Genomic DNA, 23,824 nt, shown 5'->3' on the forward strand with positions numbered 1-23,824 from the left:
ATCGGTGGGCAGCCTGGCGAAGAGGGCCGTGAGCCGTTCGATCGCCCTGACGGCATCGAGGTCGTGGTCGGCCCGCGCGTGGCGGGTGGTCGCGGGCGGAGAGGGCGGGAGCGGCTGGGACGACGAGACCCAGGCCGACCTCTTCGTGGCCTGGCTGCGTACGACGACGCGGCCACGGCTCGTGGTCCTGGACGACGTCGACGAACCGGCGGACCTGCGGGTCGGGAGCGTGGTGACGACCCGTCGGCGGGACGCGGCGGTGATCCGTTCGTCCGCCCGGATCGTGCCGGTCGGAACCTTCGCGCCCCGAGGAGGCCGTCGACTACCTCCGCTCACGGCTCACGGTGGACGAAGGCGGGACGACACAAGGGAACTGCACGCGCCGGCGGACCGGCTCGGACACTTCCCGCTCGCGCTGCCCCAGGCGGCGGCGTTCCTCATCGACACCGGCATGCCCCTGACTGCGGGACAAGCACTCATACCGCCGCACGCGACGCCCGCGACACCGAGCGAACGAGTGACCGTCGCCGACTACCTCATCCGCATTCCGCCCTCGCCCGCGCCCTGCTCCGCCAGAACAGCGGCCGAACGGGAAGTCCTCCACTCGGCCCGTTCCGCCACGGACCGCACCGCAGGCCCGGTCGATCTCCTGGTGGCCGCCGCCGAGGAAGCCGGCCTCACTCCGCTCCCTCACGACCGCGACTTCGAAACCGTCGCCCGCACCGTCTGCGCAGGTTGCTGTGATCCCAACGCACGCTGACAGAACCGGAGTTGAACCCACGAGCAGCGGATTCAGTTCCTGGCCGAAGGCCCTGAGTCGCACCCGTGGTGAGACGTTTCCGCAGGTCATAGAAGTGAGTGGTGGGGCGGGTGGGACTCGAACCCACGGCCGACGGATTATGAGTCCTTTGAGGATCTTGGCGGTCCTTGCCGATCAATGCTCATCCTTGACGTTTTCGCAGGTCAGATGCGGTTACCCAGGTTGGGGCTGGTCAGCCCTTGTCAGTCTGTTCCTGTCCTTGCGGCCTCAACTCGGCCTCAAAGAGGCCCGACAGGATCGGGCCGAAGGCACGAAAGGCGATCGCGCCAGCTCAAGGACGGGCCTTCGAACCCGCCCGCAGCGGATTTTCATTCCAACGCGCAGAGGCTCCGCCCCTCTGCTCGGGGCGGAGCCTCTGTGGCCATTTCCACAGGCCAGACGTTGTCTCGTCAGCCTATCCGGCTCAGTCGCCCCTCTTCCAGAGTGCGCTGGAGAGAGCGGGCGGGGCGAGGCTTGGGGCGCGCGGTGTGAAGGATGAACCCTCCGCCTGGGGCTCTCCCTGCCTCGTGGCGGTCGCCACATGCCGGGCTCGGCGTGCCCTGTATGCGCAAAGGCGGGTCGGGGCGGGGATGTTGCTGCCATCGTGGTGATAGACACGGACATTCGGCGCGGGTGGGGGCGACATGGGACGGAACGTTAGGTGGGTGGTGGCGGGGCTGATAACGGCCGCGGCCTTCGCGGTGCCAGCGTGGCTATGCGGGGCCATCGTGTTGCCGCCTCTACTCAAGGACCCCGCGATCCGCTGGTCACTGGCCGGCGCGCTCGGCGCGGTGCTGGGCTCGCTGGCCGTGCTGTGGGGCCAGGGCTTCGCCACCACTCAGGCCCCAGCGACCGGAACCTCCGGCCGCTCGGTTGTAGCCACGGCCGAGCGCGCCGTCGCCATCGGCGGGGACAACCAATCTCCCGTCTCCACTGGCGACACAACCACGCCCGCCCAGCCCCTACCCGCTCAGCCTGCTGCCGGACCACACCCCGCTTCGCTGCCAGCCCCGGATACGGTGTCTGCTTCCGGGAACCGTGGGATCGCCATCGGCGGAACCAACTCCGGCCCGTTGTCCACCGGCGACCAGGCTGGGGGCGACCACTCGTGAAGTGGCCTTTCAGGCACACCAGTACGCAGCCAGAACCGCCCACCACCGACTCACGGGCGGAGGCAAACGCCGAGCGGGCCGCCGCCATCGGGGGTGACAGCTACGCCCCAGTGCTGACCGGGGACGGTGCCAGGGTGGTGTATCTGCCGCCCGGGGCGGTTCGGCCACCCGCTGAAGTGGCGGCTCCGGCTGGACTGGACAATCTGCCGGTGCGACCACGGATGTTCGTCGGGCGCACGACCGAACTAGACCGGTTGGATGCTGCACTGGCGGCTCCGGGCGGGGTGGTGGTGCAGGCTATGCACGGGCTGGGCGGGATCGGCAAGAGCACGCTGGCCGCCCACTGGGCTGCCACCCGCGCCCACGGCTGCACCCCGGTCCGATGGATCAACGCCTCCAGTGCCACCAGCGTTCAGGAGGGCTTGGTCGAACTGGCCACCGCTCTGGAATCGGGCCTGCCCGATGCGCTCTCGCCAAAGGACTTGGCCGAGCGTGCCCTGCAGTGGCTTGCCACCCACTCCGGCTGGCTACTGATCCTGGACAACGTCAACGACCCCTCCGACATCGCCCCTTTGCTCGCGCGACCCACCAACGGCCGCTTCCTGATCACCAGCAGACTTGCCACCGTCTGGCACAACGTCACCACGACCGTACGCCTTGACGTTCTGGATGAAGCCGAATCCCTGGACCTGCTCACCCGCATTGCCACCCACGCCGGCCCCAGGGACCTGGACGGCGCCTCCGAACTGTGCGCCGAACTGGGCCACCTCCCCCTGGCTGTCGAACAGGCAGCCGCCTACCTCGCGCAGAATCCGCTCACCCCCCGCGCCTACCTCGCACTGCTCGACGAGTACCCGGCGGAGATGTACGGCGACGGCGCCGTCGTCACCCCGCACGAGCACACCATCGCCAAGATCTGGAACGTTACCCTGGATCGGATCACCGCTCTCCAGCCCCAAGCCGCCGACCTGTTGCGCCTGCTGGCCTGGTACGCACCTGACCAGATCCCCGTGACCATCCTGGACGGCCTCGCCAACCCGCCCGCACTGATCAAAGCGATCGGCATCCTGAACGCCTACAGCATGATCACCGCCGACCCCGCCGCCCAGACCCTGGCCGTCCACCGGCTCGTCCAGGCCGTTACCCGTACTCCCGACCCCAGCGAACGCCACCGAACGCCCCAACTCGTCGACCAGGCCCTCACCCAGGCGACCAAACAGTTGCACGACGCCCTGCCCGCCGACTGGGACGATCCCGTCGACTGGCCCACCTGGCGCACCCTGATCCCCCATATCGACGCCCTGGCCGACCATTCACCCGCAGACACTGACACTCACTCCACGGCATACCTCTTCAACCTCACCGGGCAATTCCTCGACGGTCAGGGCCAGCTCACCCGCGCGATTGGCCACCTCCGGCGTGCTCTGGCTGGCACCGTGCGGGTGCTAGGTGAGGACCACCCCAACACCCTGGCCTGCCGCAGCACCCTCGCTAACGCCTACCGGTCGGCGGGGGACCTGGGACAGGCCATCCCGTTGCTCGAACAGGCCCTGGCCGACATGGTGCGGGCGCTGGGCGAGAACCACCCCGACACCCTTTCCACCCGCCACAATCTCGCCTGCACCTACCGGTCGGCGGGGGACCTGAGACGGGCCATCGAGCTGCACGAACGAACCCTGACCGACATGGTGATAGTGCTGGGTGGGTACCACCCCTACACTCTGACCGCCCGCCACAACCTCGCCCGCACCTATCGGGAGGCCGGGGATCTGGGACGGGCCATCGGGCTGCACGAACGGACCCTGGCTGACCGAGTGCGTGTGCTGGGCGAGGACCACCCCGACACTCTGGCCTCATGCCACGACCTCGCCCTGTCCTACCGGGAGGCGGGGGACCCGGAACGAGCCATCGCAATGTTCGAACGGACCCTGGACGACCGAGTGCGGGTGCTGGGTAAAGACCACCCCTACACCCTGGCCTCCCGCCACAACCTCGCCCGCGCGTATCAAGAGGCGGGGCACCTGGCGCGGGGCATCCAGTTACTCAAACAGACCCTGGCCGACATGGTGCGGGCCCTGGGCGAGAACCACCCCGACACCCTGGCCTGCCGCAGCACCCTCGCGGGCGCCTACCTGCGGGCGGGGGACCTGGGACAGGCCATCCCATTGCTCGAACAGACCCTGACCGGCCGGGTGCGGGCGCTAAGCGAGGACCACCCCGACACTCTTGTCTCCCGCAACAACCTCGCGTTCGCCTACGGTGTGGCGGGGGACCTGGGACAGGCCATCCCATTGCTCGAACAGACCCTGACCGACAGCATGCGAGTCCTCGGCGAGGACCACTCATTGACACGAAATGTTCGGAATCTTCTTGCTCGTGCCGTCGCCGAACGCGACGGCGGCGAAACCGGACAGTCCTGACCCTGTGTCACAAGCATGGTTCTGACACCTGCGGCACGCCTGGCACCTGGAGCGAGTGTGCGCAGGTTTGGGATAGCCGTTGGTTTTGCCGCCACTGACCCGCTCCCCCTCAAGGCGTGGAATAAAAGCGAGTCGATCTGAGGCCACCCCGAGCATCGTATCGGCAGATCCAAGGAGGGTCACCAACGGCGCTGGTCTCGTTGGTTATCGCGCTCCGGAGGGAGCGCGGCACGGGCCGTGCTCCCCTGGTCGAGTCGTGCGCGGTCAGGTGGAGCTGGTCTCCGGGCGGCGCCTAGGGGTGGGGTTGCGGGCGCGCTGTTTCGTGCCGGGGCTGGCCTCAGTCGCCGGTTGGATATCCGCTTCACCGCCGCTCTCACCGGAGGGCCCCGGCTCCGAGGCGGGGTTGGTCTCGGGCCCGGAACCCGGGGACTGCGCAACTTCGGGGTCGGGTTCTTCGACAGGTGACGGGCCTTCCTCCTGGACCTCGTCGGCTGCGGGAGTGTCGGCCTGCTGGTCAGCGTCGGGCGCGGGGGTTGGGTCAGGCTGGATCACCGAGTCGCTGTCGGCTTCGGGGCCAACTTCGGTGTCGGCCGCGGGCTCGGCGTCTTCACCGACGTCCGGCGGTGTCGTGTGGGCTTCGGGGCCACCGTCGCGCAGCGAGGTGCCCGTGGCCGGCGGGGCTTCATCCATGACTTGCGAGAGGGCTTTGTCGAACAGGTCTATCCAGGGTCGGTGGCCGACGTATCGGGGCTTGTAGTCGAAGGCGGGAAGGAGGTCGCCTTCGAGGGTGCGCAGGATGATGAGTTCCGGATCTTCGTCGGCTTCGGTGACGAGGGTGGTCGCCTTGTTGTAGCGGTGCCCTTCGGCCAGGCGTGCAGTGAGTTGTGCTTCGCGGAGGGCGCGGTCGGCCAGGGTGGCGTCGTCGGGGAGCGGGTGTACGCGGCCGCCGGTGATCCAGAGTTGGACGGTGGTTCCGCCGAAGATGGGGCGGAAGCTGATACCTCGCCCGTCGCTGTAGACGAGGTGCGCTGCGCCGTCGGCGGGCGCTGCGGTGTCGATCGCCCAGTCTCCGCCGAGGCTTTGGGCGAGGTTGGCCGCGGCTTCTCGGACTGCGGCGTCGGTAATGAGCATGTGGCGTTCTCCAAGAGGTCTGCGGGTGGAGCGGGGCCCGCCCCTGCCGGGGCAGGCCCCGGGTGGCTACGCGGGGCGCACTTCGTCGCCGTCGTCGAGGAGCATCGAGAGGGTGGAGCCGCTGTCCCAGTTAACGGAGAGCATGGAGAGGTTGGCGTCGAACCGGTGGACGGTGCCTTCGTCGTCGGGCTTGAGTTCGGTGTGCGGGTCGGTGGTGTGCACGAGGGCGACGCGGTCGCCCTTCTTGTAGGTCATGTGCGCTCCAGTCGTGATGCGTTGTGGAAGTCGTGGTGGGCTAGGCGTCGTGGTCGCACGCCTCGGTGGGGCAGGCTCCGCAGTCGAAGCAGTGGTCGCAGGCGCAGGCCTCGCAGCCCGGCTTCTGACACCGGATGTCGTGGTTGCGGCAGTACGGGTATGTGAACGGTGGCTCTTCCATGACTCCCCTCCCCTTATGGTTCTATTCTATATGCATTCGGGGAGGAGTTCAAGATCGACTAAGGCAATTCCCGCAGGTCAGGCCGCTATATCGTGCATCAGAGCCTCGACCTTCTGGATGGCCGCGAGGAAGACGGCCTGCGAGTGCAGTCGATCGCGGCGCTCCAGGGACTCCAGTGCCTCTTGGGCGGCCCTGGCGTACACGTTGCCCTCGTGCAAGGTGTCGCCGCACCCAATCAGCACGTGCGGGCCGAGGTCCCAGAGGATTGCGTTGACAGCCGCGCCCGCCGCCGCGAGGGGGTCGATGTCCGTCAGCGACCATCCGAACTGGTGCGGGTCGATGCCCCGTTCACGCATGACCTGCACGGTGGCGCGGTACATGCCGCCGGTCCCGCCCGCAGGCTCGTCGAACTTCATGCCGGGCTCAAGCGGCATGTCGTCGAGCAGCATTCTGGCCATCAGATAGGCGACGTCCGGCGGCGTGTGTATCTCCGCGAGCGCGTCGTGAGCATCCTCGGAGCGCATGACGGTGAGCAGAATTCCAATCACATCGGTGGTGGAGCGGAGATCGGGGTCATCGCTGGTGGTCAGATGCAGGAGTCCGTTGGTGATCGCGGCCTCGACGACGGCTCGTACGGCGACGGCTCGCCGAGGATCGGGCTTCTCGTCGTCGACCCACTTGTGCAGGGGCGTGGCCCGGTCTACGAGGTCAGGTCGCATGATCCACATGCGGGCCCAGCACTCGCGGAAGGCGGCCAGCAGCTCGGTATCGTCGAGGCTGAGCCACCAGTCGGCGGCGAGGTATGCGTCCGGGCCGCGCAGGGGCCACAGGGCGAGCGCGGCGACCGTACCAACGGGGATTTCGATGCGGCTCCCACCATGCGCGTGGTGCCAGGCAGAGCTGACGGCCTCTGCCAGGTCGAATGCGTGGGCGTGCGGGTTCCTCTGTGACGGGCGGTAGTGGCCCAGGATGCGCTTGACCGTGGCGAGCGCGGTGCGGGGCCGGGTGGCGATCGTGACAGGTCGGGGCGCCGGCGGCAGATCGGCGAGGAATCTGCGAGGCGGTGTCACGGGGGTCGCTGGGGTGGGCTGTTCTTCGGGCTCGCCGGCGTCGGCGAACAGGTCGAGTTGGCTCATGGGATCTCCTGGATTCGGTGCGATCGAGGCGTCCCGTGGCGGCACGCAGGCCGCCACGGGGGAATGTCAGCGCGCTTCGCGCTGCAGGCGCCGGAGCGTGGCGGCGGCCTCTTCGGTGCGGCCCGTCGCCGACTGCGCGGCGTGCCGCAACAGCTCGGTCAGTTCCTCGGTGGTGACCTGGGCGAGCAGGTCCGTCAGGCTGAGGTGCCGTTGATCAGCAGTGCGGTAGGGGTATCCAAGCGCCAGGGTGAGCACGACGCCGGAGACGAGCTGGTCCGTGCATTCGCCGCAGAGGCCGAGCTGACGACCGATGCGGTGGATAGCGTCGGCGTCGGCGAGGAGAGCCGTCTTCGATATGGCCTCATGGGCAAGCCTGGCTGTTTCCTGCTCCCGCTGTACGTACGCCTCCCAGTTCAGGCGGGCGTCGGCTTCTCGGCCCTCGGCCTTGAGGGCGGCACTCGCGAGGGTGGCCTCGAAGCGGGGGGTTGAGAGGGACCGCCGGACGTACTGATCAGGGGTGAGTCCGATGTGGGCGACGGCGGGATTGCGAGATTCACCGCTGAAGTGGTGAAGGGTGACCAGTAGCGCGGCCTCGACCGTGGTGGGGCGGAGGCTCAAGCGGCTCACGACGCTCGCGCACAGGTCCTTCAGCATGTCGGGGTTCATGTCGTTCTCCAATTCGGTTAGTTGGGCCGCCGGTTGGCGGCGAGGTACGCCTCAGCGGTGGCATGGCGTGCCGGGTTGGTGACGAGCTCTTCGGCCCAGGCCCGGCCGGCGATCTCTGCGGCGGCGTCTTGGTCAGGCGCGGAGATGACATAGGCGAGTTGGCCGGATGCCTCCAGTTCGGCGCACCGCTTGTCGTGGGCGGCGTCGTCGCTGGGAGGAGGCTCGACAGCGGTGATCGTCATCTCGATGGGGGTCGGTTCGTGGTAGATGACCCACCACTGCGGGTCGGGTGGACTGGTCACGGTTCTCCTTCGGGGTACTGCGCAGGCCAACAGGCCTGTCACGCCTGGGGGTTCGGGGAGGGGTAGCGCGGGTGGACTTCCGCCATGACTCCGGCGATGTAGTCCATGAGGGTCCGGATCTGCTTCCTGTCGCCGCCCAGGAACAGGGCCAGGTCGAAGACCTCGGAGGCGGCGGTGTAGTCGAGGAGCTGCCGGTACTGCTCGACGGTGAGGGTGATCAGCCCCTCCGGGCGCAGCGCCCAGGCAGCGACGGCGGCGTTTTCGGCGAGGCGCAGCGCAGCGCGCAACGTCTCGTCGTCCGGCGAGCGGGTCATGAGGATCAAGAACATGGCGCCGAAGTGGTGTTCGGGCGTGTTGAGCGTCGGTGTCGAGGGGCGGGCGGACATGGGTGCCTCCGGTTGCGGATGTGAGCCACCCCCGAATGCTTCTTTTCTATATGCATTCCGGGTAGGGGGCGGCTGCTTCTCGGACAGACAAGGGGGAGGTCAAGCCTCAGCGATGTCCACGACGAGCGCGGTGGCGTTGTCGGCGGACTCGTCCACGCTGGCGGTTATCGCGTCGTCGACGACCAGGGCGGCGGCATCCTTCGCGTCGTCGACGAGATCGAGGATTCCGCCGACGCCTTGACCTCGTTCTTCGAGCGGCGCGTACGCGCCGTCGGTGCACAACAGCAGTCGGCGTGTGTCGTGGCGATCACTGAAGGGGTCCAATCGTGCGCGGGGGAAGGCCCCGGGGGTTGGCGGGAAGAGGGACGGCGACGTCACGCGGGTCGGCAAGCGGGTGGACGTAGTAGTAGCCGGGCGGGTGCGTGCGCAGGTCCGCGAGCCGCGCGAGTAGGCATAGATCAGCGGTGAGCTTGTCCCAGATCGGGTCCGCCGGCTTTTGCAGGTCGAACCGGAGGAGGAGTCGTCCGTCATCGCCATGCAGACGCCACAAGGCGTAGCCCGGGTCGTTGCGGGTGGCGACGAGAGTCCTGATGCGAGGCTCGATCGCCACCGCCGTCACGGCCATGCGTCTCAGCACGGCGAGAGCGAGGGTGCGGGTGGCCCCACACACCCGTCGGTCCGCGATCGGGCAGGGATCTTGCACTTCACTTGCCTCCTTGACATAAGGCCGCCCGGCGGCCGGGATGCGGCGGTCACCGGGCGCCGGGCGGAGTCGTTGACAGCGTCAGCCGACGGGGATGGGACGGTTCTGCAGATCCAGGAAGATGCAGGTGACTGCGACGGCGGGCATGCGGTCGGCCACGATTCGACCGTCCTCGTCCCAGGTGAGGAGTTGGACCAGGACGTCGAGCAGCGGCTCGGGGAGCATCTGCCGCCAGTTGTCGTATTCGGCGCCGGGGAACCACTCCTTGCAGGTCCGCTGGAGGGACTCCGCGATGGCCTCGGCCAGCCGGTCAACCTGGGCAGGGCTGATCTGGTCGACGCTCAGGCGCTGGCGGATACCCTCGGGACTGAAGGGGTCTGTCACGGTCTCTCCTGACGATTGAAGAAGGGGGTCGCTCCCCCTTCTTTCTGGTTCTATTCTATATGCATTTGGGAGGGGGGCAAGATTTTCGGCGAATTTTCTTGATCACCGGAGAACTTTATTTCCGCAGGCCAGCAGCCATTTCCTCAGGCGTGAGGTCGCGTATGTGGAGGACTAGCCGCGCTCCTGCGACCACGTGCCCCATGCGCATGTCCGGGCCGACGACGCGCGTGTGGTCGTCGTCGGCCAGGACGCCTTGGTCCACCAGCCCGTCGACGCACGCCTTGAAGCTGGGGTACCAGTTGGCCGGATCTCTCCTCTGCCTGTCCTCGGGGTGCAGGACGCCGATGATGTGGACCCGTTCCAGGTGCGGCACCGCACGCGAGGCGGCCCAAGCCGCGCGCCTCAACACCCTGGTGATTTCCGCGCGTTTGTGATGGTGGAGCCGCTGGTTGGCGTTCAGGAGCGTCAGCCGGGGCGGCAGCGCGACCCTGAACCGGCGACCGGGCATCCCCTCGAACCAGTCCGGTTCCTCCTCGCCCGGAACGCCGACCGGGGCAACTGCTGTGGGCGGTGCCGACTCTGCTGTTTCGGGGGCGTATCCGCTCCGGCGGGGCACGCCGGCGTTGGTGAAGGCCGACGTATGCAAGGCCGAGATCAGCATGAGGCGGCGCCTCCGGCCGGTCGCGGCGTCTGCGACCAGGGCGCGCATGTCCCCCGGCTTGTACTGCTCGATTCGTATGCGGATGCTGTCCCGCGGGTCGCAGGCCGCGAAGATCCGTCCAGGCTTGATATGAGTCACCTGCGGCCCCGGTCGACGAGGTCCGACAGGGCCTTCGCCGCCACCGCCGCCGGCCACGCGACGATGACCACTGCGAGGTACAAGGCGACGACGCCCGGCCGCAGTTGGCAGACCAGTCGCAGGATCGGGTCGTGGGCGAACAGCCTCCGGAAGGCGTCCGCCAGCACCACGGCCCCCGCTACCCACGCGAGCAGGACAAGCAGGGCGAGCACGCTGGTCACGACTCCACCTTTCTGGTGTCGACGTGAACCCAGACGGCGCGAAGGACACGGGCTCGGGCCAGGCGCAGGGCGAGGGAAGCGGCACGACCGTTCCGGTGCGCGGCGAAGCCCGCGCAGATGGCGGGGGCATCGGTGCCGAGTGTGGCGTGGCAGACGATGTGCCCCTCCTGGGCGATGGCGTTGGCGACCATCTCTGCCACGCGCCCCTCTTCCAAGCGCATCAGGTTGCCCGGCCGGAAGATGCACGTGCCGCATCGCCCCGCGCAGATCCGGACGCTCCATGTCACCGGGTCGGCAACGTCGTGGCGCAGTCCGTCTGACGAGTAGGTGGCAGAGCTGGTCATCGATCGGCCCCCGGAGTGGCGGCGCGCACTGCCTCACCGGTGGCCGCCAACAGCATCTCCAAGCAGTGGGACAGCAGTTCGGGATCTGGTGCGGTGAATGCGGCTCCATAAAGGGCGAGCGTGGTCGCGGTGTCCCCGTTAGCGAACGCGGTGATAAAGCGTGCTGCGAAGAGGTGTGGCTGCGGGAGGATGTCCTCGGGACGGCTGCCGTCGGAAGTCAGAATGATCCAGAACGCCGTGTCGGCATTGAGGCCCTGCATCTTCGCCAAGGCTTCCTTCGCCATAAGCGCGAGACCCGTCGCGGCGCCGTACAGCAGCGAGGGGGTCCCGTTCCGCGCAAGGTCCGCTAGGACTTCCCGGGCCTGGTCGTGGCGTCCCTCCGCCCAGTGAGAGACCGCCTCGACGAGACGCTCGCCGACCATCGTCTGCGTATCTGAAGTGTCCCCGTTCGTCGGTATGACCGGAACGGACCAGGTTCGGGGTTGCCCCGGGACCTCTCTCCAGCCGTTCACAGCGTCCGAAGCTCGGGCGTCGGGTCGGATCCTGTAGCCGTGCTCAATCAGCCGGTGACCGGCGCTGGCCGGGCGGAAGCTGTCCCAGTCGAAGAGGAGCTGCACCAAGCAGACGTCGTGGTCCTCGTCCAGAACTCGAATCCGGTAGCCCTCCGGGGTGCCGGTGCATGTGGCGGTCAGGTGCTTCACTGTGAATCCTCTCGGTTGGTCAGGGAGCGTCGGGGAGTTCGAGCTGCTGCGCGGACTGCTCCTCCGCGTCCAGTGGGTTCGGTCCGGGGCGGTAGTGGGGCAGGCACCGGGAGCACTGCTGCTCTACGGCCCGGCGGTGAGCACGCGATCCGGCGGCCGTGCCGCACGATTTGCGGATGACCGGGACTGGCAGCTCGGTGGGGTCGGCATCCGGCAGTTCGTGGATGATCACGCCGTTGAGCCAGATCCGGCCGCCGCAGACGCCGGTGAACAGGCTCTTGGCTGGGACGACTTGCCGGATGCAGGCGGCCCGATAGGGGCAGCGGCCGCAGACGTAGAGGACGGGTTCGCAGATGGCGACCAGTTCCAGGCCGTTCTTCCACCTGTCGTCAGCAACGGCGAAGTCCTCGTCGCCGAAGCACGGAGCGTGCGAGGTGACGTGGGTGCCGATCAGGGTTCGTGATCCGGTCACAGGACAGGCTCCAATCGCTGGCCTATCCACCGGGCGACGTTGACCGAGACCGCGTTACCTGCCTGCGCGGTCTGCTCGGCCTGGTTGCCGTAGACGACGTACTTCTTGGGGAACCGCTGCCCTTCGAGCTGTTCGCGGGGCTTGAGCATCCGGAAGTAGCAGTCGTAGATGTCCGGGACGTTCTGCACCAGAGCGGCTGAGTCGCGGGTGGAGAGGGTGTGGATGGGTTCGGCGGCCGTCGTCACCGCGGCCTTGCGGTACGGCACGACGAGGGTGTTCCGCGCGCGGTCGGCCAATGCGCCGGCGTGCGTGACGAGGCCGTGATGGTTGCCCTGGGCGGTGACGACGCTGAGCGGGTCGCTCGCGGGGCTGGCGGTGGCGTGGTTGCGGTACTCGATGATGAACGGGTCCATCGTCAGCAGGGCTTCGCTCTCGCGGGTGGTGCGCGTACGCATCGGCACGTCGAGAGGAACGGCGTCGGTGTTCCACGAGCCGCCGGTCGGCACCAGAAGAGCGTCGCCCTGCTTCACCGTCCGGGCGGGCAGCGGCCGGTCCTGGACAGCGAACGCCCTGTCCCCGCCGTCCTTGCCGTGGGTGAGCGAGATCGCGTAGGGACGCCAGGGGAACTTGAGGCGGCCCGCGCGGATGCGGTCCATGGTGGTGTCAGCGAGGGGCTTCTTGCGGTCGCCGATCCGCTTTCCGAGATCGTTCCAGTCGATGATGTCGCTGGCCGGACGAACGTACGGCTCGACCATGGCGTGGCGGCAACGGGTGTTGGGGCAGCGGTAGATGTAGTCCCGCCGGTACTTCCCGATGCGCAGGCCGTCGGTCTTGGTCCACGACTGGACGGCGTGGACGTCCTCACCGCAGACGACGCAGGGAGCGAGCGGCCTGGGCTCCAGGTCGGGCTTGCGCATGGTCTTGAGGGTGAAGACCACGTACATCCGATCACGCCACTGCGGAGCGCGCAGGTTGACCTCGTCACCGACGTGGGCGCTGCTGACGCACACGATCTGGTACTGGTATCCGAGCAATTCCATGGCTTGAAGCCAGGTCGCGAACAGGACCCAGTCCAGGCCGAATTCGACGACGTTCTCGACGACGATGGCCTTGAACCGCTTCGCCTCAGCGGCTCGCACCACGCACCACGCGGTAACCCTCGTCGCCTCGAAGGCGTCCTTGGTCAGGGACTCCCAGTCGTCGCGTTCCTCCTCGAGCAGGTCGAGGAGATCAAGTTGGTTCGTCTCTCGGGGCTTGCCGCCCGCGGGGCTGATCTCGGTGCAGATGACGGATGCCCACAGGGCGTCGGCCTTGGGCAACATGCGCATGGGGAAGCCGTCGCTGAGCGTCATGACGGCGTGCTCACAGTTGGGATGGTTGGCGGCGTGCGTTTCGATCGCGAGCCGCCAGTGGTTGATGCCGAGCAGCAGCTCGTGCCCGGCTTCGACAAGTCCAGTGCTGCTGCCGCCAGCGCCACACAAAAGGTCAATCCACGTGGCCATGTGGGTAGTTGTTCTCCAAGAGGTCCTGCGCGCCCGGCCCCGTATCGCGGGGCCGGGCAACGGCCGAGATCAGTGAGTGCGGAATCCGCCGAGCGCCTGCGCGTGACGCAGGAAGTCGATCCAGATCCGCCAGGTCGGGTCACCCACGGGCATCTCTGCGATGGCCACGCCTGCATGAGCGTCGTAAGTGGCCAGGGCGGCGGTGATCTCGGCAACCGTCACGAGGAAGCCGTCGTTGGAGTCGATCTTGTACCTGGGTATGCCGGTCGGCACTGCCTCGGAGGCGTCCTTGACGGCCTGGTAGGCGGTCCGAAACTCGGCGACGCGGTTAGTCGTGCTCGCGTCGTACTTGGTGCCGGGCCGGAGGTCCACGCCCGCGAGCCCATAGGCGGCCAGCTCCGGGTATAGCGGGACGGGCAGTTCGACGAGCATCCCGAAGTTCTTCATCGCGTCGAGGGTGCGCGGCAGTGCGGTGAAGGCGAACCGGAAGTAGGTGCCGTTTCCTTCGGCTCTCCTGCCGTCAGAGGTCTGGATGTAGACGTCGTTTCCCACGGGGTGTTCTCCAAGAGGTCTGTGGCTGCCCGGCCCGAAATCGGGCCGGGCAGCGCGATCAGCGGTGAGCGGCGAGGCTGCGGTGGGCTTCGCCGTACGTCGTGGGCCGCGGGACCCGGCTCCGGGCCTCCCAGCGGCGCTCTTCGATCACCATCACGGCGAAGCCGGCACCAACAGCGAGGGCGAGCACGATCAGCACGTACAGCACGGTCACCGCGCCACCACCTCGTAGCGAGCCGGGCAGGGCTGAAGCAGCTGCATGCACGCGACGAGCACCCCGTGGGCGTCATTGGTCGCGAGGCCGTTGTCCAACGCGGCCTGGGCTCGGGCTCGTTCGGCCTCGTCCTGCGGATGGGCGATAACGCAGGCGCAGCGGCGCTTGCCGGTCTCCTCCGCCGAATTCGGCGGGACCGCTTCGGTGCCCGGCATCAGACGATCACCTGCCCGGCGGACGCGAGGTAGAGGATGCCGACCTCGTCGTTCAGCGCCCAAACGCTGAGCGGCCAGTCCGTACCGCCTTGCGCGTGGACGCACGTCCAGCCCTTCTGCGCCATGGCGCGTACGACGTTGCCGTACTCCGTGATCGCTGCGTCGTTGTCCGTGCACGGGCCGTTGAGCAGCTTGGACAGCGGCAGGCGCTGCGCTGTCACGCCCTGAAGCCGGACGGAGACCTGGTCAATGACGCGTGGCGCGAGGCGTCGCTCGGTGACGAAAGCCGTGATGGCCTGGATGAGCGGGACGGTGTTGTTGCCGTGTTCTGCCTGCTCTCCGTTCTCCGTGGAGTCGTAGAGCACCTCGTCGATGTTCGGGTTGTCGTCGTGGAGGCGCTTGACGTGGAAGCCCTCCAGCGCGCCCGGGTCCATGGGCAGGTCCTCGGCCGAGGAGATCCACAGATGCGAGCCGTCGGTGAGCTCGGCGGTGATGGCGAACATGTTCCCGGACTCGACGTTGGTCACGAGCGGGATGCGGCGCAGCGCGGTGATGACCGGCTCGTACGCGTTCCACAGGGCCAGCCAGAGCGGGTCGTCGGTGTTGTTGTGCACGGGCATCGGGGCCAGCGGCGCCAGTTCGTTGCTCACAGTTCCTTCTCCAAGAGGTCTTGTGGCTGCCAACAGTACAGAGTTGGGATCTATCTCAGGGCAAATTGATGCACCTGGGTGTGTTCACCAGAGGCGGGTGACGAACACCAGTCGGGGCGCCGTGCGCCGCCGCTCCTGCCGGGCTCGCGCGGTCAGGGCCTCCAGCTCGCCGACGCGACGACCGGCGACCTCGGCGATGTCCTGCGCCTGGTTGGTGAGTTCGCGGGCCTGCATGAGCGCCCTGTGGTTGTCGCGGTGGTCGAGGTGAATCTCGGCACCGCCGATGTCGCCGAGGAGTTCGCCGACAATCTCGTCCCGCACCGGCTTGGCGTACCCGAGCCCGCCGAGGTGACGCTCGCAGTCAACCAGGTCCTTCAGGTCGGCGATCTGGATGAGCAGGTCTCCGACACCCTCGGGGTCCTGTCGGTAGAGGTCGGCGAGGCTGTGGATCTGCTCGCGGGCAGCAGCGCCGTTGTCGAGCACGATCGCACCCTTGTGGCAGCGACGGAGAGTGGGCAGATAGTCCATATCGTCCTCCCGATCAAGAGGGGGCCCTTCCCTCTCTTCTGGTTTTATTCTATATGCATTACCAGGGGTGTCCATATTTCTGGCGAAATTTTCCTTCGGGGGTCTAAGTTTTTCGCTGGCTGCCGCCCTTCCGAGCTCGTACGGCCTCGCGCACGGCTCTGCGCGCCCCTTCCGTCGCCTCTGGGTGCTCCGCAACCCGTCGACGGCGTCTGGCGGCGTCCTCGTGCCAGTCGTCCCAGAAGCGCCCGTGCGCCCGCCGTTCCTCGTCCTTGGCCTCCTCCTGTTCCCTCCGGCGCCCTGCACGCGGATTGGTGCCGCACCCACGGCAAGAAGCAGCAGGGCGCCCTCTGTGCTTCGTGCACCCCTTTGACGGCTCCCCGCGTTCCGGGGCGGAGTCGTCTGGCGGAGCGGATGCGGGCTCCCCTGCGGCGTCAGCCGTGGGGGTAGGGGGGGAAGGAAGGACAGAGGAAGGACCAGGAAAGGAAGGGGTTCCACCGTTGGAACCCACTGGGTTCCCCCCGTGAAACTCACCGGGTTCCACCTGTGGAACCCGGCTGTCCTGCTCGTCTGGGTTCCCCCGGTGGAACCCTTCCCCCTTGCCTGGGTTCCCACCGTGGAACCCAGCTTCGACCTGCGGCGATTCGGCCTTCTCCCGGCGAGCGGCCTCACGGTCTTCGACGTCCTGATAGGTCATCGCAGGCTTCGCGGGGGCCGAACGCGCGACTCCGGAGCGGGCCTTGTTGGCGTTCTTGGGAGCAGCCTTGCGGGCCTCCAGGCGCTCCTTCAGCTCCTGCGTGGTCGGTGTGGGCGGTATCCCGAGAGGGAAGACCCGGTAGACCGCCGCGCGTCCTGCCTTGCCGGTCTCCACGCGCTCGACAAGCCCTTTGGCTATCAGCTCCGTGACGATGGTGATGGCGCGCTTGTCGGTCACGCCGACCCAGGCCGCGAGACGGGTGAGACCGGGGCGCGCGAGGCGCGTTTCGTCGTCGGCGCTGTCCGCGATCTTCATGAGGGCGAGTTTCTGGCTCTGGCTGAGCTCGTCAGGCGGCAAGTAGGCCGCGGCGATCATCAGTTGGATGGACACGGTTCCCCTTGGGCGGTACAGGCACAGCGGCAGGACGGGGTGCCCCGCCCGGTTGCTCCCGGGCGGGGCTGAGACTCATCGGAGTCGGTCAGGCCGGCGCGATGTTGATGACCGCGGGCGTCTTCTTGCCTGTCTTCCGGCGGGGAATCGGCAGTCCTGCATCCTTGAGGTTCTTGACCATGCGGTTGACGTCCGGCGTCATCGGGACCGGGATTCCGGCGATCTCATGCAGATCGACCATCGCCTCCACGTCGTCCTTCTCCTCGTCGTTGCCGCCGCGCCAGGACAGCTTGTTCGGGCCGTAGATCCCCTCCGGGGACTGGTCGAGCTTCTTGCGCGCGAACTTCTTGATCCTGTCGCCTTCGCTGGCGAGTTCGTGCCCCTTCACGTAGTCGATGAGGGCCTGCTCGCGGTCGGCGTCGTTGCGGATGAGCGCGGTCTGTTCGGGCACGCCCGGAGCTGCCCCGGGCCAGCACAGGGAGCGGAACGGGCAGTAGTCGCAGATGGCGTCCAGGCCAGGGCCATTGAAGTCGCGGGGCATCTCTTCGGGACTGCCGGTCTCACGCACACGTTCCACCCACCACTGGGCCTCGGCCGCGCGCTGCGGATCGAAGTCGATCTCCTGGACATGCTCCGCGCCGGAGTCCCGGTTGATGAACCGGAAGCGAATACGACCGATGTTCAGAGGTCCCAGGCGGGACAGATACCGCTGGCCGGGAACGTCCTCGAACCCGACCTCGAACAGCGCGCCCGCGTACAGCTGGACCTGCCGCAGCTCGGCGGCCGTGGCTCCGTAGCGAAGAACGCGGTCCCACAGGTATGTGGATTTGGTCTTCACGTCCTCCACGGTGAGGATGTCGGCGGGTATCGCTGGCCGGTGACGAGCGGGCAGGCGAGCGGCGGTCGCCGCGTCGAGTTGTACGACGTCGACATGTCCTCGGATCAGGTTGTCCTGGACGCTGCGCTCCACCAGCCATCCGTACTCCGTGCGCGCGGACTCAAGCAGCCCGTGGTGAATGAAGGTTCCGAGGATCGCCGCTCGCTTGTCGGGGTGATCGGTCGGTGTGGTGCCGTGCAGGATGTAGGCGGCACGTCGGCCGCACACGGTGTCGGAGGCGCCGAGCTGCGTCTGACGAGAGCGGGGACGCCGGGCGTCCACGCCGTGTGCAGCATCCCAGATGGAAGGTGCGATGCCGTCAACTGTGGCTACGGACATGAGGGTCTCCAAGAGGTCAGCGTGGGCGGTCACTGCTCGGCGTCCGCGTCCTGCTCGTCGGCCTTGCGCTGGGCGGCAGCACGGAGCTTCTCGGCGTCGGACAGTGGGCCCTCCCCCATCTCCCGCCGGGGGCTGTCGAGTTCGGCGGCGCGCTGCTCGGCGGCGGCCCGGATGGTGAGGATCTCGTCGTGGCTCAGGCGGTTCACCGGATCCGGGACGGCCCGCCACAGGGCCTCCAGGAGCTTCTTGTCCGTCAGGCCGGCGATGCGGGCGAGCCAGGGCTGTACCAGATCGCCCACGAGCGGGGGCATGATGCGCGGCTGGGACTCGACGGAGCAGCCCAGCTTGTTGAAGACCAGGTCCTCGATGCTGAAGTCCCGCAGCGGCAGCGGTTTGTTCCGCTCGACGCGCATCCGAAGCGATCGGACCTTGATGACCTGCGGGTCGGCATTGCGCTTCATACGCACCCAGCAAGACGAGTCGAAACCAAGGTCCTTCTGAGCCGAGACCTTCCACTCGGTCTTGTTCGGGACCGGCTGACCGTTGTCGTCCGTGGCGCTGACCTGCTTGCCGCGGGCCAGCACGATGGCGATGCCGGGCAATGTGCGCAGCAGATAGATGATCCTGTTCCACCGCTCCGTGGCGTCGTTCCAGAGGTTCCGGCCGATGTCAAACGCGGCGTCCGGGTCCTCCTGAAGCAGGGCACGGTTCTTGCGTGTCCGGCGACCGCGTTCGTACGTCCAGTTGGTGAGCATCCGCCAGAGGGCGGATCCCGAGTCGATGGTCAGGACGACCGGAGGCTCTCCGGCTGCCGCCGCACGCCTGGCCTCGGCATGCACGGCCTCAACCTGTTCGAGAATGTCTCGGTAGGTGCCGTCGTGCTCGATGATCAGATAGTTGGCGCCCTCGATAGCCGCGTACTCGTCGGCCGATCCCTCATCGAGGTCGATCCAATACATCTGTCCGATGCAGTCGCTGCTGGAGAACTGGGCGGCCGAGTAGGTCTTGCCCGCGCCCTCCTCGCCCTCGATGAGGAGGAGGGGCCAGGGGACGATCCCCGTGGGCTTGCGAGTCTTGAGTTGGACTGCGGGCGGCTTTGCGGTGCCCGCCGGTGCGTTCACGATCCGGCTCCAAGAGGTCGTGGTCAGTCCGCGCGCAGGGCCCGGACTTCGAAGAGGGCTGTCCACTCCGGGTGTTCGGCCAGCAGGAGCCGTACGTACCGGGAGCGGTAGTCGTTGTTCAGCGCGAACTCGTCGCCTCGGGTCGCCGCGCCGTACTGGTAGCGCAGGAGCTCGAAGAGCATCCCGATACCGATGCGGCCGAACCCCTTCTCCGCGCAGTCGGCGGTCATCCGGATCAGCGCCCTGAGAACCCAGGGGTTGAGCGCGTGAAACGCTTCGAATCGCTGCTGGATGGTCAGGCTGCCGACATCGGCGGGGTGGCGAACGGGCTGGATGGTGCCGAACAACGGCGGCTGTTCGATCAGCAAGACTCCCCCCTCAGACATAGACCTAGCACATTGAAGTGTTGGAATCTATCTTCAGGCGGAAGGATTGTCGATCGACAACACCATCAAGGCACCCTCGGCGGCCCTCTGGAACGACACATGATCCCCCCTGAACGAACGGAGCGCACCCCCTCGGGTGCGCTTCTATTCTATATGCAATCAGGGGTTAAATCAAGAATCCAAAGCCTCTGACCTGCGATTATCCGGCAGTCTTGTTCGCCGCCTTGCCGCGCGGCACGATCCTGGATCCGGGCCCGTCGTAGCTGCCCTCACGCAGGGCAGCCAAGACCTTGCTGTCGATGGCCCAGTCCACGGCACGTGCACCCGCCTGCAGTGCGGGTGCATCTGCAACGACCGGTTCCAGAAGCCAGATCGGCGATCCGGACAGGTTGTAGTCGGCAGGCCGGAACCGGCCGGTACTGATCGCCTTGCGCAGGAGCTCGCCGGAGGGCAGCTGGAACAGGGCCACCAGCTCAGCCTGACCCACCAGCGGGGGGAGTTGCTCAACTTCCCGCACCCAGTAGCCCGGGTCCTGCTCCTTCGTGAGCCTCTCAAGCTCCGCCTGATTGAGGTGCTTCGGGCGCGGCGTCGTCTCTCCGAAGCCCTTCACGAACTGGAGGAGCCAATACGGCGACCCGCTGATGATCTTGGCGTAGCGGTAGTCGAGGGTGTGGTCCCTGCTGATCCACTGGCTGACTTGAAGCCGCTTCACGCCGTACAGCGCGGCGAACTCAGCTCCGCCGGCCAGGTACGGCTTCCTTCCCGCCGGCGCCCTGTCCTCTGCCACTCCATCGCCTCCAGCTCACGTCACGTCTGCATATAGATTGTAACCAACATGGAAGCAGAGTCGGAACCCGCCTGAGGGGCGGTAGGCTGGAGTCTCCAAGAGGTCGAAGACCCCCGTCGCGAGACGGGGGTCTTCTTCCATGCTGGCTCTCGGACTGCTCGACGTCACCTCATCGTGGGTCAGGTACGCGGCAGGGTGAGCGCCGTGTTCTCGTACTTCGGGGGACGGGCGTAGCCGAGCAGCCAGCCGAACCGAGGCGACAGGTGCTCCTCGGCGAGCCGGAAGACGCTGTAGTAGGAGAAGGTGGCGACCGGGGTCAGGACTCCCGTGACGGCCGTGGCGTCGAGATCGAGTCCGTGGCTCAGAGCCACCGCGACGAGCCAGCCGACGGCGGCCGGAACTCCCGTGCGCAGCAGCGAGGCGTAGAGGTTCATAGTGATGTGCTCCTTGTGCTGGTCAGGGCGATCAGGCGAAGAGACGGCGCCAGGTTTCAGGGCCGGGGTAGCCGTCGGCGTCGGATCCGGTCCACTTCTGGGCATGCTGGAAGTCGACGACGTTGAGGCGGTCCGCCTCACCCCAGTCGCGGGACGGTCCGACGCGGTAGTGCTTGCCGCAGCCCTTGCGCACGAGCTGCTGGCCCAGCAGGAGAATCGAAGCGTTCGACTTGCCGGGCCCGAAGGCACTTCGGCCGGGGAACGCCGGCGGACCCGGCTTGGGCGTCGTCGACGTCGAGGTCGGCCACTTCGGCATCGGGCCCGGGTCCGTGTGGGTGTTCTCGGGCGTCTGGCCGTGGCCGTAGTGCCCGCCCTCGGTCTCCCAGATGTGCTCGCTCCGGTTCACCTTCCAGGTCGGGGCGCCCATCGGCCAGGCGTCCGGCACCCCCCAACTCCGCGCCCAGGCCAGGATCTTGTCGAGTCCCTTGGCCGGGGTGTCCCGGACGGTCGCGTACGACTTGCCATTCACACGGCAGTACGGGAAGAACAGCGTTTCGACCTGGAGGCACACCTTCCCGGTGCGGTTCGTCCGGGTGCCACCGGCCAGGTCGACGACCGACTTGGACCGGCTGTTCGCCGGGTAGAACTGGGCGGTCCTGCCCGTGAAGGGATCCCAGAGCAGATGCGGCGCGACGGCCTTGCCGCCACCGGTGAAGTACTGCACGAGCTTGTCGAACGCCACGAGATCGGCGGGCTTGGCTGCCGTGGCGTTCTTGTCCCATGTGATGTGCCAGATGACGCGTGGGTCGTACTGCGTGTCGGTGGGTGCGGTGTCGCTGAGCGGGTGCCGCTCAGCTCCAGGCAGCCAGAGATGAGGCATGGCGCGTTCCTTGTTCTCCCCCGCGCCTGCTGTTCTGAGCCTACAGTCCGAGCTTGCCGGTCACGATCGCGACGATCACGCCCACCACGACCGGCGCCACGAGGGCGGTAAGAGCCAACCGCCGTACACCGCGGGCCTCTTGGCGCTCCGCCTCGCGCTCGCGCCGCATCTGAGCGACATCGTCCTCGACGGCTTTGATCCGTACCTCGTCAGTCCGCCGGTCGGCGTCGTACTGGATCTTCGTCACCATCTCGGCGAGCCGCGCGCTGAAGGCAGCGAAGTCGGCCCGGAGGTCGTCGCGCATCTGCTGCATGGCCCGCAGCAGTTCCCACGGCGTGGGGTCCTGTCCCGGCGGCGCGCTCACGGTGCTCCCTTCGGCAGCCCCGCGCCGCTGAAGATCAGTCTATGAGACGCGGGGCAGTGCTGGACTGGCCACCTTGAGGGCCGTTTTTCGGGGTTGTGCCCGAAACGGCGGTCAGCGTTTTGATGCGTCCGCGGATGGCGAGAGCGCCTAGAGCGAGAAGGGTAGGTTCGAGGAGGCGGGATGCCATCTCGATCTAGGTACGGCAGTGGTGAGCTTCTGGCCGCTGGAGCGGAAGCGACCGAGTTTACGGCGACGCGAGTGGCTTTCTCGGCTCGAGTCCAGGTGATGCGCTTGGGTCGGGTGTTGAGACTAATCCGGCTGCCGTTCAGGGTTCCGGTGGTGGCGAGGTCGGGGTCGTGGGTGGGCAGGCCGACGCCCATTAGGAGCAGCACAGTCACGCTCATGACGGCCAGCAGCCAGGTGAAGGCGCGAGCGGCGCGGGCCGTAGCCGGACTGCAGCCAGTACGCCTACAGTGGGCGGCGTTCGCCTTGATGGTGCCCGTCAGGTCGTGGCGGTGCATCTCACACTCGCCGTAGTGAATTACACAGCTTCCCCATCGGGCCTAAGCGAATACGGTATTTCCGTCGGCATGTCAGCGGGATCCATCGAAGAGCTCCCGCCGTCTCCTAACACTTGCGCGAACGCGAGTTCGTGCCCAGTAACTGAATGCCACTAAAGCAACACCCATCGCCAAACCGCGCAGCCCTTGGACCGGCGCACGTGCAAGCCAGGCACCGAAAAGAGTGCCGACAATCTGACACCCAAAAGCGAACCAAAATACGCGAATTGCCCTGAAGTATCTGCGAAGCCAATCCAAAATTCCTGACGAAACTGTAGCGGTGACCCATACGAACAGAAATCCTGGTGCGGGAATCTTGATGCCAAAGGTGATCAGGAATGTTGCGAGAGCCTTGCTGCCCGCGAAGGTGAGTAGGGTCCACTCGACTCCGGCGAGCGCCAACCCGCCCATCAGACAGCAGGCCAGTGTCGTGACTATAGTGCGCGGGCGAATATAACGCCGAGTTTTGGCCAGGCGTTGCAATTCGCGCCTTAATTCCGCGACCTCGCTCCGGAGTTGTTCCTGTGTCAGGGAATCGATACCGAGGCCAGTTTGTCTCGCCGGCGCTCGCTCCCTGAGAGATTCGACGGAGGATGCATCTCGGCGCTGTTTCGGGAGCTCCAGGACGAACTCGGGCGTACTCTTGGGTGGAACCCAGGTCGTGGAGTTCAGTTCTTCCTTTGAATCTGCCACTGAGGGCATTGCAGCCCATTCATGTAGAACTGCTAGCTGCGCCGTCAGGTTGCGGCTGGCCGCTTGAGCAGATCGACGTAGCCCGTGAAGACTTTCTAGTTCCTCAGCTGAGATTTTCACGCCGTAATCTGCAAGGAAATCCACTAGGCAGGGCAGGCGCGGCCCCGTTCGACTTTCTGACTCGATGAATTTCTTCGGGGCGATTCGCTGACCCGATAGGTAGCGTGAAACGGTGGACTGCGAGAGGTGAAGCTGCGTGGCAAGTGACGCTTGCGTCGCGCCATTGGCTTTCGCTCGATCGAGCACCTCCCGTAGGGCTGCCGCGTAGGCATCCGCAAGCGGGTCGGTGCCGGCCGGCTCGTTCATGCGTTCCCCTCCTGCTCTCTCGTCGACAAGAGCCTTGCACCTTCCCGGCCCGGGAACCTTGCCGATCTGCGGAAATGCCCCTTGCCGCTTCCCGCAAGCTCCCGGCTCCCAACACAGTGGCATCAAGTCGGCATCGAAGGTGTCTAGTTCCATGAAACGAGGTATGGCCGTGTCCCGTGCTCTGCCACCGCAACCCAGCCCGGTCGGGCTTAGTGAGATCGCCTCTGCGTTGCATGGTGTGCCAGCGTGGTGCGTCGCGA

Annotated in this window: 32 protein-coding genes; 2 read left to right on the plus strand and 30 right to left on the minus strand. The window is 67.0% G+C overall.

What is annotated here, in order from left to right; translation table 11 throughout:
• Nucleotides 1-28 precede the first annotated feature (28 nt).
• Nucleotides 29-760 (plus strand): PIN domain-containing protein, encoded by a 732-nt coding sequence (locus ABD355_RS42585; RefSeq protein WP_344406738.1) that lies wholly within the window; start codon nucleotides 29-31, stop codon nucleotides 758-760.
• A gap of 1,285 nt (nucleotides 761-2,045) precedes the next feature.
• Nucleotides 2,046-4,331, plus strand: a complete 2,286-nt coding sequence (gene fxsT / locus ABD355_RS42590) for an FxSxx-COOH system tetratricopeptide repeat protein (protein ID WP_344406665.1) — start codon at nucleotides 2,046-2,048, stop codon at nucleotides 4,329-4,331.
• A gap of 264 nt (nucleotides 4,332-4,595) precedes the next feature.
• Here the strand turns inward: fxsT and ABD355_RS42595 are convergent, their stop codons facing one another.
• The 30 genes from ABD355_RS42595 to ABD355_RS42740 form a co-directional block, all read right to left on the minus strand.
• Nucleotides 4,596-5,462, minus strand: coding sequence for a hypothetical protein (locus ABD355_RS42595; protein WP_344406666.1), 867 nt, complete (start codon nucleotides 5,460-5,462; stop codon nucleotides 4,596-4,598).
• A gap of 66 nt (nucleotides 5,463-5,528) precedes the next feature.
• Entirely contained in the window at nucleotides 5,529-5,717 is a 189-nt protein-coding gene (locus ABD355_RS42600) for a DUF4314 domain-containing protein (RefSeq protein WP_344406667.1), read from the minus strand.
• A gap of 40 nt (nucleotides 5,718-5,757) precedes the next feature.
• On the minus strand, nucleotides 5,758-5,898 hold the full coding sequence (locus ABD355_RS42605; protein WP_344406668.1) for a hypothetical protein: 141 nt from the start codon (nucleotides 5,896-5,898) through the stop codon (nucleotides 5,758-5,760).
• A 77-nt stretch (nucleotides 5,899-5,975) separates the two neighbouring features.
• Entirely contained in the window at nucleotides 5,976-7,034 is a 1,059-nt protein-coding gene (locus ABD355_RS42610) for an N-6 DNA methylase family protein (protein WP_344406669.1), read from the minus strand.
• A 66-nt stretch (nucleotides 7,035-7,100) separates the two neighbouring features.
• Nucleotides 7,101-7,700 carry a hypothetical protein gene (locus ABD355_RS42615; protein WP_344406670.1) on the minus strand — a complete coding sequence of 200 codons (600 nt, stop codon included), beginning with the start codon at nucleotides 7,698-7,700 and terminating at the stop codon, nucleotides 7,101-7,103.
• A gap of 17 nt (nucleotides 7,701-7,717) precedes the next feature.
• Nucleotides 7,718-8,002: a hypothetical protein gene (locus tag ABD355_RS42620; RefSeq protein WP_344406671.1), complete on the minus strand. Its 285-nt coding sequence runs from the start codon at nucleotides 8,000-8,002 to the stop codon at nucleotides 7,718-7,720.
• Nucleotides 8,003-8,040: 38 nt separating this feature from the next.
• Nucleotides 8,041-8,388 (minus strand): hypothetical protein, encoded by a 348-nt coding sequence (locus ABD355_RS42625; protein ID WP_344406673.1) that lies wholly within the window; start codon nucleotides 8,386-8,388, stop codon nucleotides 8,041-8,043.
• 99 nt (nucleotides 8,389-8,487) lie between these two features.
• Entirely contained in the window at nucleotides 8,488-8,670 is a 183-nt protein-coding gene (locus tag ABD355_RS42630) for a hypothetical protein (RefSeq protein ID WP_344406674.1), read from the minus strand.
• Nucleotides 8,671-8,695: 25 nt separating this feature from the next.
• A complete protein-coding gene (locus tag ABD355_RS42635; protein WP_344406675.1) occupies nucleotides 8,696-9,091 on the minus strand; it encodes a hypothetical protein in 396 nt (131 codons plus the stop codon).
• Between the two features lie 81 nt (nucleotides 9,092-9,172).
• Nucleotides 9,173-9,475, minus strand: a complete 303-nt coding sequence (locus ABD355_RS42640; protein WP_344406676.1) for a hypothetical protein — start codon at nucleotides 9,473-9,475, stop codon at nucleotides 9,173-9,175.
• A 115-nt stretch (nucleotides 9,476-9,590) separates the two neighbouring features.
• Nucleotides 9,591-10,274 carry a hypothetical protein gene (locus ABD355_RS42645; protein ID WP_344406677.1) on the minus strand — a complete coding sequence of 228 codons (684 nt, stop codon included), beginning with the start codon at nucleotides 10,272-10,274 and terminating at the stop codon, nucleotides 9,591-9,593.
• On the minus strand, nucleotides 10,271-10,495 hold the full coding sequence (locus ABD355_RS42650; RefSeq protein ID WP_344406678.1) for a hypothetical protein: 225 nt from the start codon (nucleotides 10,493-10,495) through the stop codon (nucleotides 10,271-10,273). The genes ABD355_RS42645 and ABD355_RS42650 overlap by 4 nt, the downstream gene beginning before the upstream one ends.
• Entirely contained in the window at nucleotides 10,492-10,695 is a 204-nt protein-coding gene (locus ABD355_RS42655) for a hypothetical protein (RefSeq protein ID WP_344406679.1), read from the minus strand. The genes ABD355_RS42650 and ABD355_RS42655 overlap by 4 nt, the downstream gene beginning before the upstream one ends.
• Before the next feature lie 140 nt (nucleotides 10,696-10,835).
• Nucleotides 10,836-11,540 (minus strand): hypothetical protein, encoded by a 705-nt coding sequence (locus tag ABD355_RS42660; RefSeq protein ID WP_344406680.1) that lies wholly within the window; start codon nucleotides 11,538-11,540, stop codon nucleotides 10,836-10,838.
• Between the two features lie 19 nt (nucleotides 11,541-11,559).
• Nucleotides 11,560-12,012: a hypothetical protein gene (locus ABD355_RS42665; RefSeq protein ID WP_344406681.1), complete on the minus strand. Its 453-nt coding sequence runs from the start codon at nucleotides 12,010-12,012 to the stop codon at nucleotides 11,560-11,562.
• On the minus strand, nucleotides 12,009-13,514 hold the full coding sequence (locus tag ABD355_RS42670; RefSeq protein ID WP_344406683.1) for a DNA cytosine methyltransferase: 1,506 nt from the start codon (nucleotides 13,512-13,514) through the stop codon (nucleotides 12,009-12,011). The genes ABD355_RS42665 and ABD355_RS42670 overlap by 4 nt, the downstream gene beginning before the upstream one ends.
• A 69-nt stretch (nucleotides 13,515-13,583) precedes the next feature.
• Nucleotides 13,584-14,066, minus strand: coding sequence for a hypothetical protein (locus ABD355_RS42675; protein ID WP_344406684.1), 483 nt, complete (start codon nucleotides 14,064-14,066; stop codon nucleotides 13,584-13,586).
• A gap of 58 nt (nucleotides 14,067-14,124) precedes the next feature.
• On the minus strand, nucleotides 14,125-14,280 hold the full coding sequence (locus ABD355_RS42680) for a hypothetical protein (protein WP_344406685.1): 156 nt from the start codon (nucleotides 14,278-14,280) through the stop codon (nucleotides 14,125-14,127).
• Nucleotides 14,277-14,495: a hypothetical protein gene (locus tag ABD355_RS42685; RefSeq protein ID WP_344406686.1), complete on the minus strand. Its 219-nt coding sequence runs from the start codon at nucleotides 14,493-14,495 to the stop codon at nucleotides 14,277-14,279. The genes ABD355_RS42680 and ABD355_RS42685 overlap by 4 nt, the downstream gene beginning before the upstream one ends.
• The gene (locus ABD355_RS42690) at nucleotides 14,495-15,145 is read right to left on the minus strand and encodes a hypothetical protein (RefSeq protein ID WP_344406688.1); all 651 of its coding nucleotides are present in this window, start codon (nucleotides 15,143-15,145) and stop codon (nucleotides 14,495-14,497) included. The genes ABD355_RS42685 and ABD355_RS42690 overlap by 1 nt, the downstream gene beginning before the upstream one ends.
• Before the next feature lie 84 nt (nucleotides 15,146-15,229).
• Nucleotides 15,230-15,673, minus strand: coding sequence for a hypothetical protein (locus ABD355_RS42695; protein ID WP_344406689.1), 444 nt, complete (start codon nucleotides 15,671-15,673; stop codon nucleotides 15,230-15,232).
• 103 nt (nucleotides 15,674-15,776) lie between these two features.
• Nucleotides 15,777-16,757 carry a helix-turn-helix domain-containing protein gene (locus ABD355_RS42700; protein ID WP_344406690.1) on the minus strand — a complete coding sequence of 327 codons (981 nt, stop codon included), beginning with the start codon at nucleotides 16,755-16,757 and terminating at the stop codon, nucleotides 15,777-15,779.
• Nucleotides 16,758-16,845: 88 nt separating this feature from the next.
• Entirely contained in the window at nucleotides 16,846-17,973 is a 1,128-nt protein-coding gene (locus ABD355_RS42705; protein WP_344406691.1) for a PD-(D/E)XK nuclease family protein, read from the minus strand.
• Nucleotides 17,974-18,002: 29 nt separating this feature from the next.
• On the minus strand, nucleotides 18,003-19,094 hold the full coding sequence (locus ABD355_RS42710) for an AAA family ATPase (RefSeq protein ID WP_344406693.1): 1,092 nt from the start codon (nucleotides 19,092-19,094) through the stop codon (nucleotides 18,003-18,005).
• Nucleotides 19,095-19,117: 23 nt separating this feature from the next.
• A complete protein-coding gene (locus ABD355_RS42715) occupies nucleotides 19,118-19,462 on the minus strand; it encodes a hypothetical protein (protein ID WP_344406694.1) in 345 nt (114 codons plus the stop codon).
• A 217-nt stretch (nucleotides 19,463-19,679) separates the two neighbouring features.
• Nucleotides 19,680-20,267, minus strand: coding sequence for a hypothetical protein (locus ABD355_RS42720; protein ID WP_344406696.1), 588 nt, complete (start codon nucleotides 20,265-20,267; stop codon nucleotides 19,680-19,682).
• Between the two features lie 179 nt (nucleotides 20,268-20,446).
• Entirely contained in the window at nucleotides 20,447-20,701 is a 255-nt protein-coding gene (locus ABD355_RS42725) for a hypothetical protein (RefSeq protein ID WP_344406697.1), read from the minus strand.
• Nucleotides 20,702-20,732: 31 nt separating this feature from the next.
• Entirely contained in the window at nucleotides 20,733-21,581 is an 849-nt protein-coding gene (locus ABD355_RS42730) for a peptidoglycan-binding protein (RefSeq protein WP_344406698.1), read from the minus strand.
• Nucleotides 21,582-21,621: 40 nt separating this feature from the next.
• Nucleotides 21,622-21,945, minus strand: a complete 324-nt coding sequence (locus ABD355_RS42735; RefSeq protein WP_344406699.1) for a hypothetical protein — start codon at nucleotides 21,943-21,945, stop codon at nucleotides 21,622-21,624.
• Between the two features lie 593 nt (nucleotides 21,946-22,538).
• Entirely contained in the window at nucleotides 22,539-23,564 is a 1,026-nt protein-coding gene (locus tag ABD355_RS42740; RefSeq protein WP_344406700.1) for a helix-turn-helix domain-containing protein, read from the minus strand.
• Nucleotides 23,565-23,824: the final 260 nt, after the last annotated feature.

The sequence above is a fragment of the Streptomyces longisporus genome (genome assembly GCF_039532765.1).
Taxonomy (GTDB): domain Bacteria; phylum Actinomycetota; class Actinomycetes; order Streptomycetales; family Streptomycetaceae; genus Streptomyces; species Streptomyces longisporus.

Excerpts from the sequence above, each read along its gene's own strand:
- ABD355_RS42685 (WP_344406686.1), bottom strand. The coding sequence starts at position 14,495 with ATGCCGGGCACCGAAGCGGTCCCGCCGAATTCGGCGGAGGAGACCGGC.
- ABD355_RS42595 (WP_344406666.1), bottom strand. The coding sequence starts at position 5,462 with ATGCTCATTACCGACGCCGCAGTCCGAGAAGCCGCGGCCAACCTCGCC.
- ABD355_RS42705 (WP_344406691.1), bottom strand. The coding sequence starts at position 17,973 with ATGTCCGTAGCCACAGTTGACGGCATCGCACCTTCCATCTGGGATGCT.
- ABD355_RS42695 (WP_344406689.1), bottom strand. The coding sequence starts at position 15,673 with ATGGACTATCTGCCCACTCTCCGTCGCTGCCACAAGGGTGCGATCGTG.
- ABD355_RS42730 (WP_344406698.1), bottom strand. The coding sequence starts at position 21,581 with ATGCCTCATCTCTGGCTGCCTGGAGCTGAGCGGCACCCGCTCAGCGAC.
- ABD355_RS42670 (WP_344406683.1), bottom strand. The coding sequence starts at position 13,514 with ATGGCCACGTGGATTGACCTTTTGTGTGGCGCTGGCGGCAGCAGCACT.
- ABD355_RS42625 (WP_344406673.1), bottom strand. The coding sequence starts at position 8,388 with ATGTCCGCCCGCCCCTCGACACCGACGCTCAACACGCCCGAACACCAC.
- ABD355_RS42600 (WP_344406667.1), bottom strand. The coding sequence starts at position 5,717 with ATGACCTACAAGAAGGGCGACCGCGTCGCCCTCGTGCACACCACCGAC.
- ABD355_RS42610 (WP_344406669.1), bottom strand. The coding sequence starts at position 7,034 with ATGAGCCAACTCGACCTGTTCGCCGACGCCGGCGAGCCCGAAGAACAG.
- ABD355_RS42605 (WP_344406668.1), bottom strand. The coding sequence starts at position 5,898 with ATGGAAGAGCCACCGTTCACATACCCGTACTGCCGCAACCACGACATC.
- ABD355_RS42740 (WP_344406700.1), bottom strand. The coding sequence starts at position 23,564 with ATGAACGAGCCGGCCGGCACCGACCCGCTTGCGGATGCCTACGCGGCA.
- ABD355_RS42615 (WP_344406670.1), bottom strand. The coding sequence starts at position 7,700 with ATGAACCCCGACATGCTGAAGGACCTGTGCGCGAGCGTCGTGAGCCGC.
- ABD355_RS42725 (WP_344406697.1), bottom strand. The coding sequence starts at position 20,701 with ATGAACCTCTACGCCTCGCTGCTGCGCACGGGAGTTCCGGCCGCCGTC.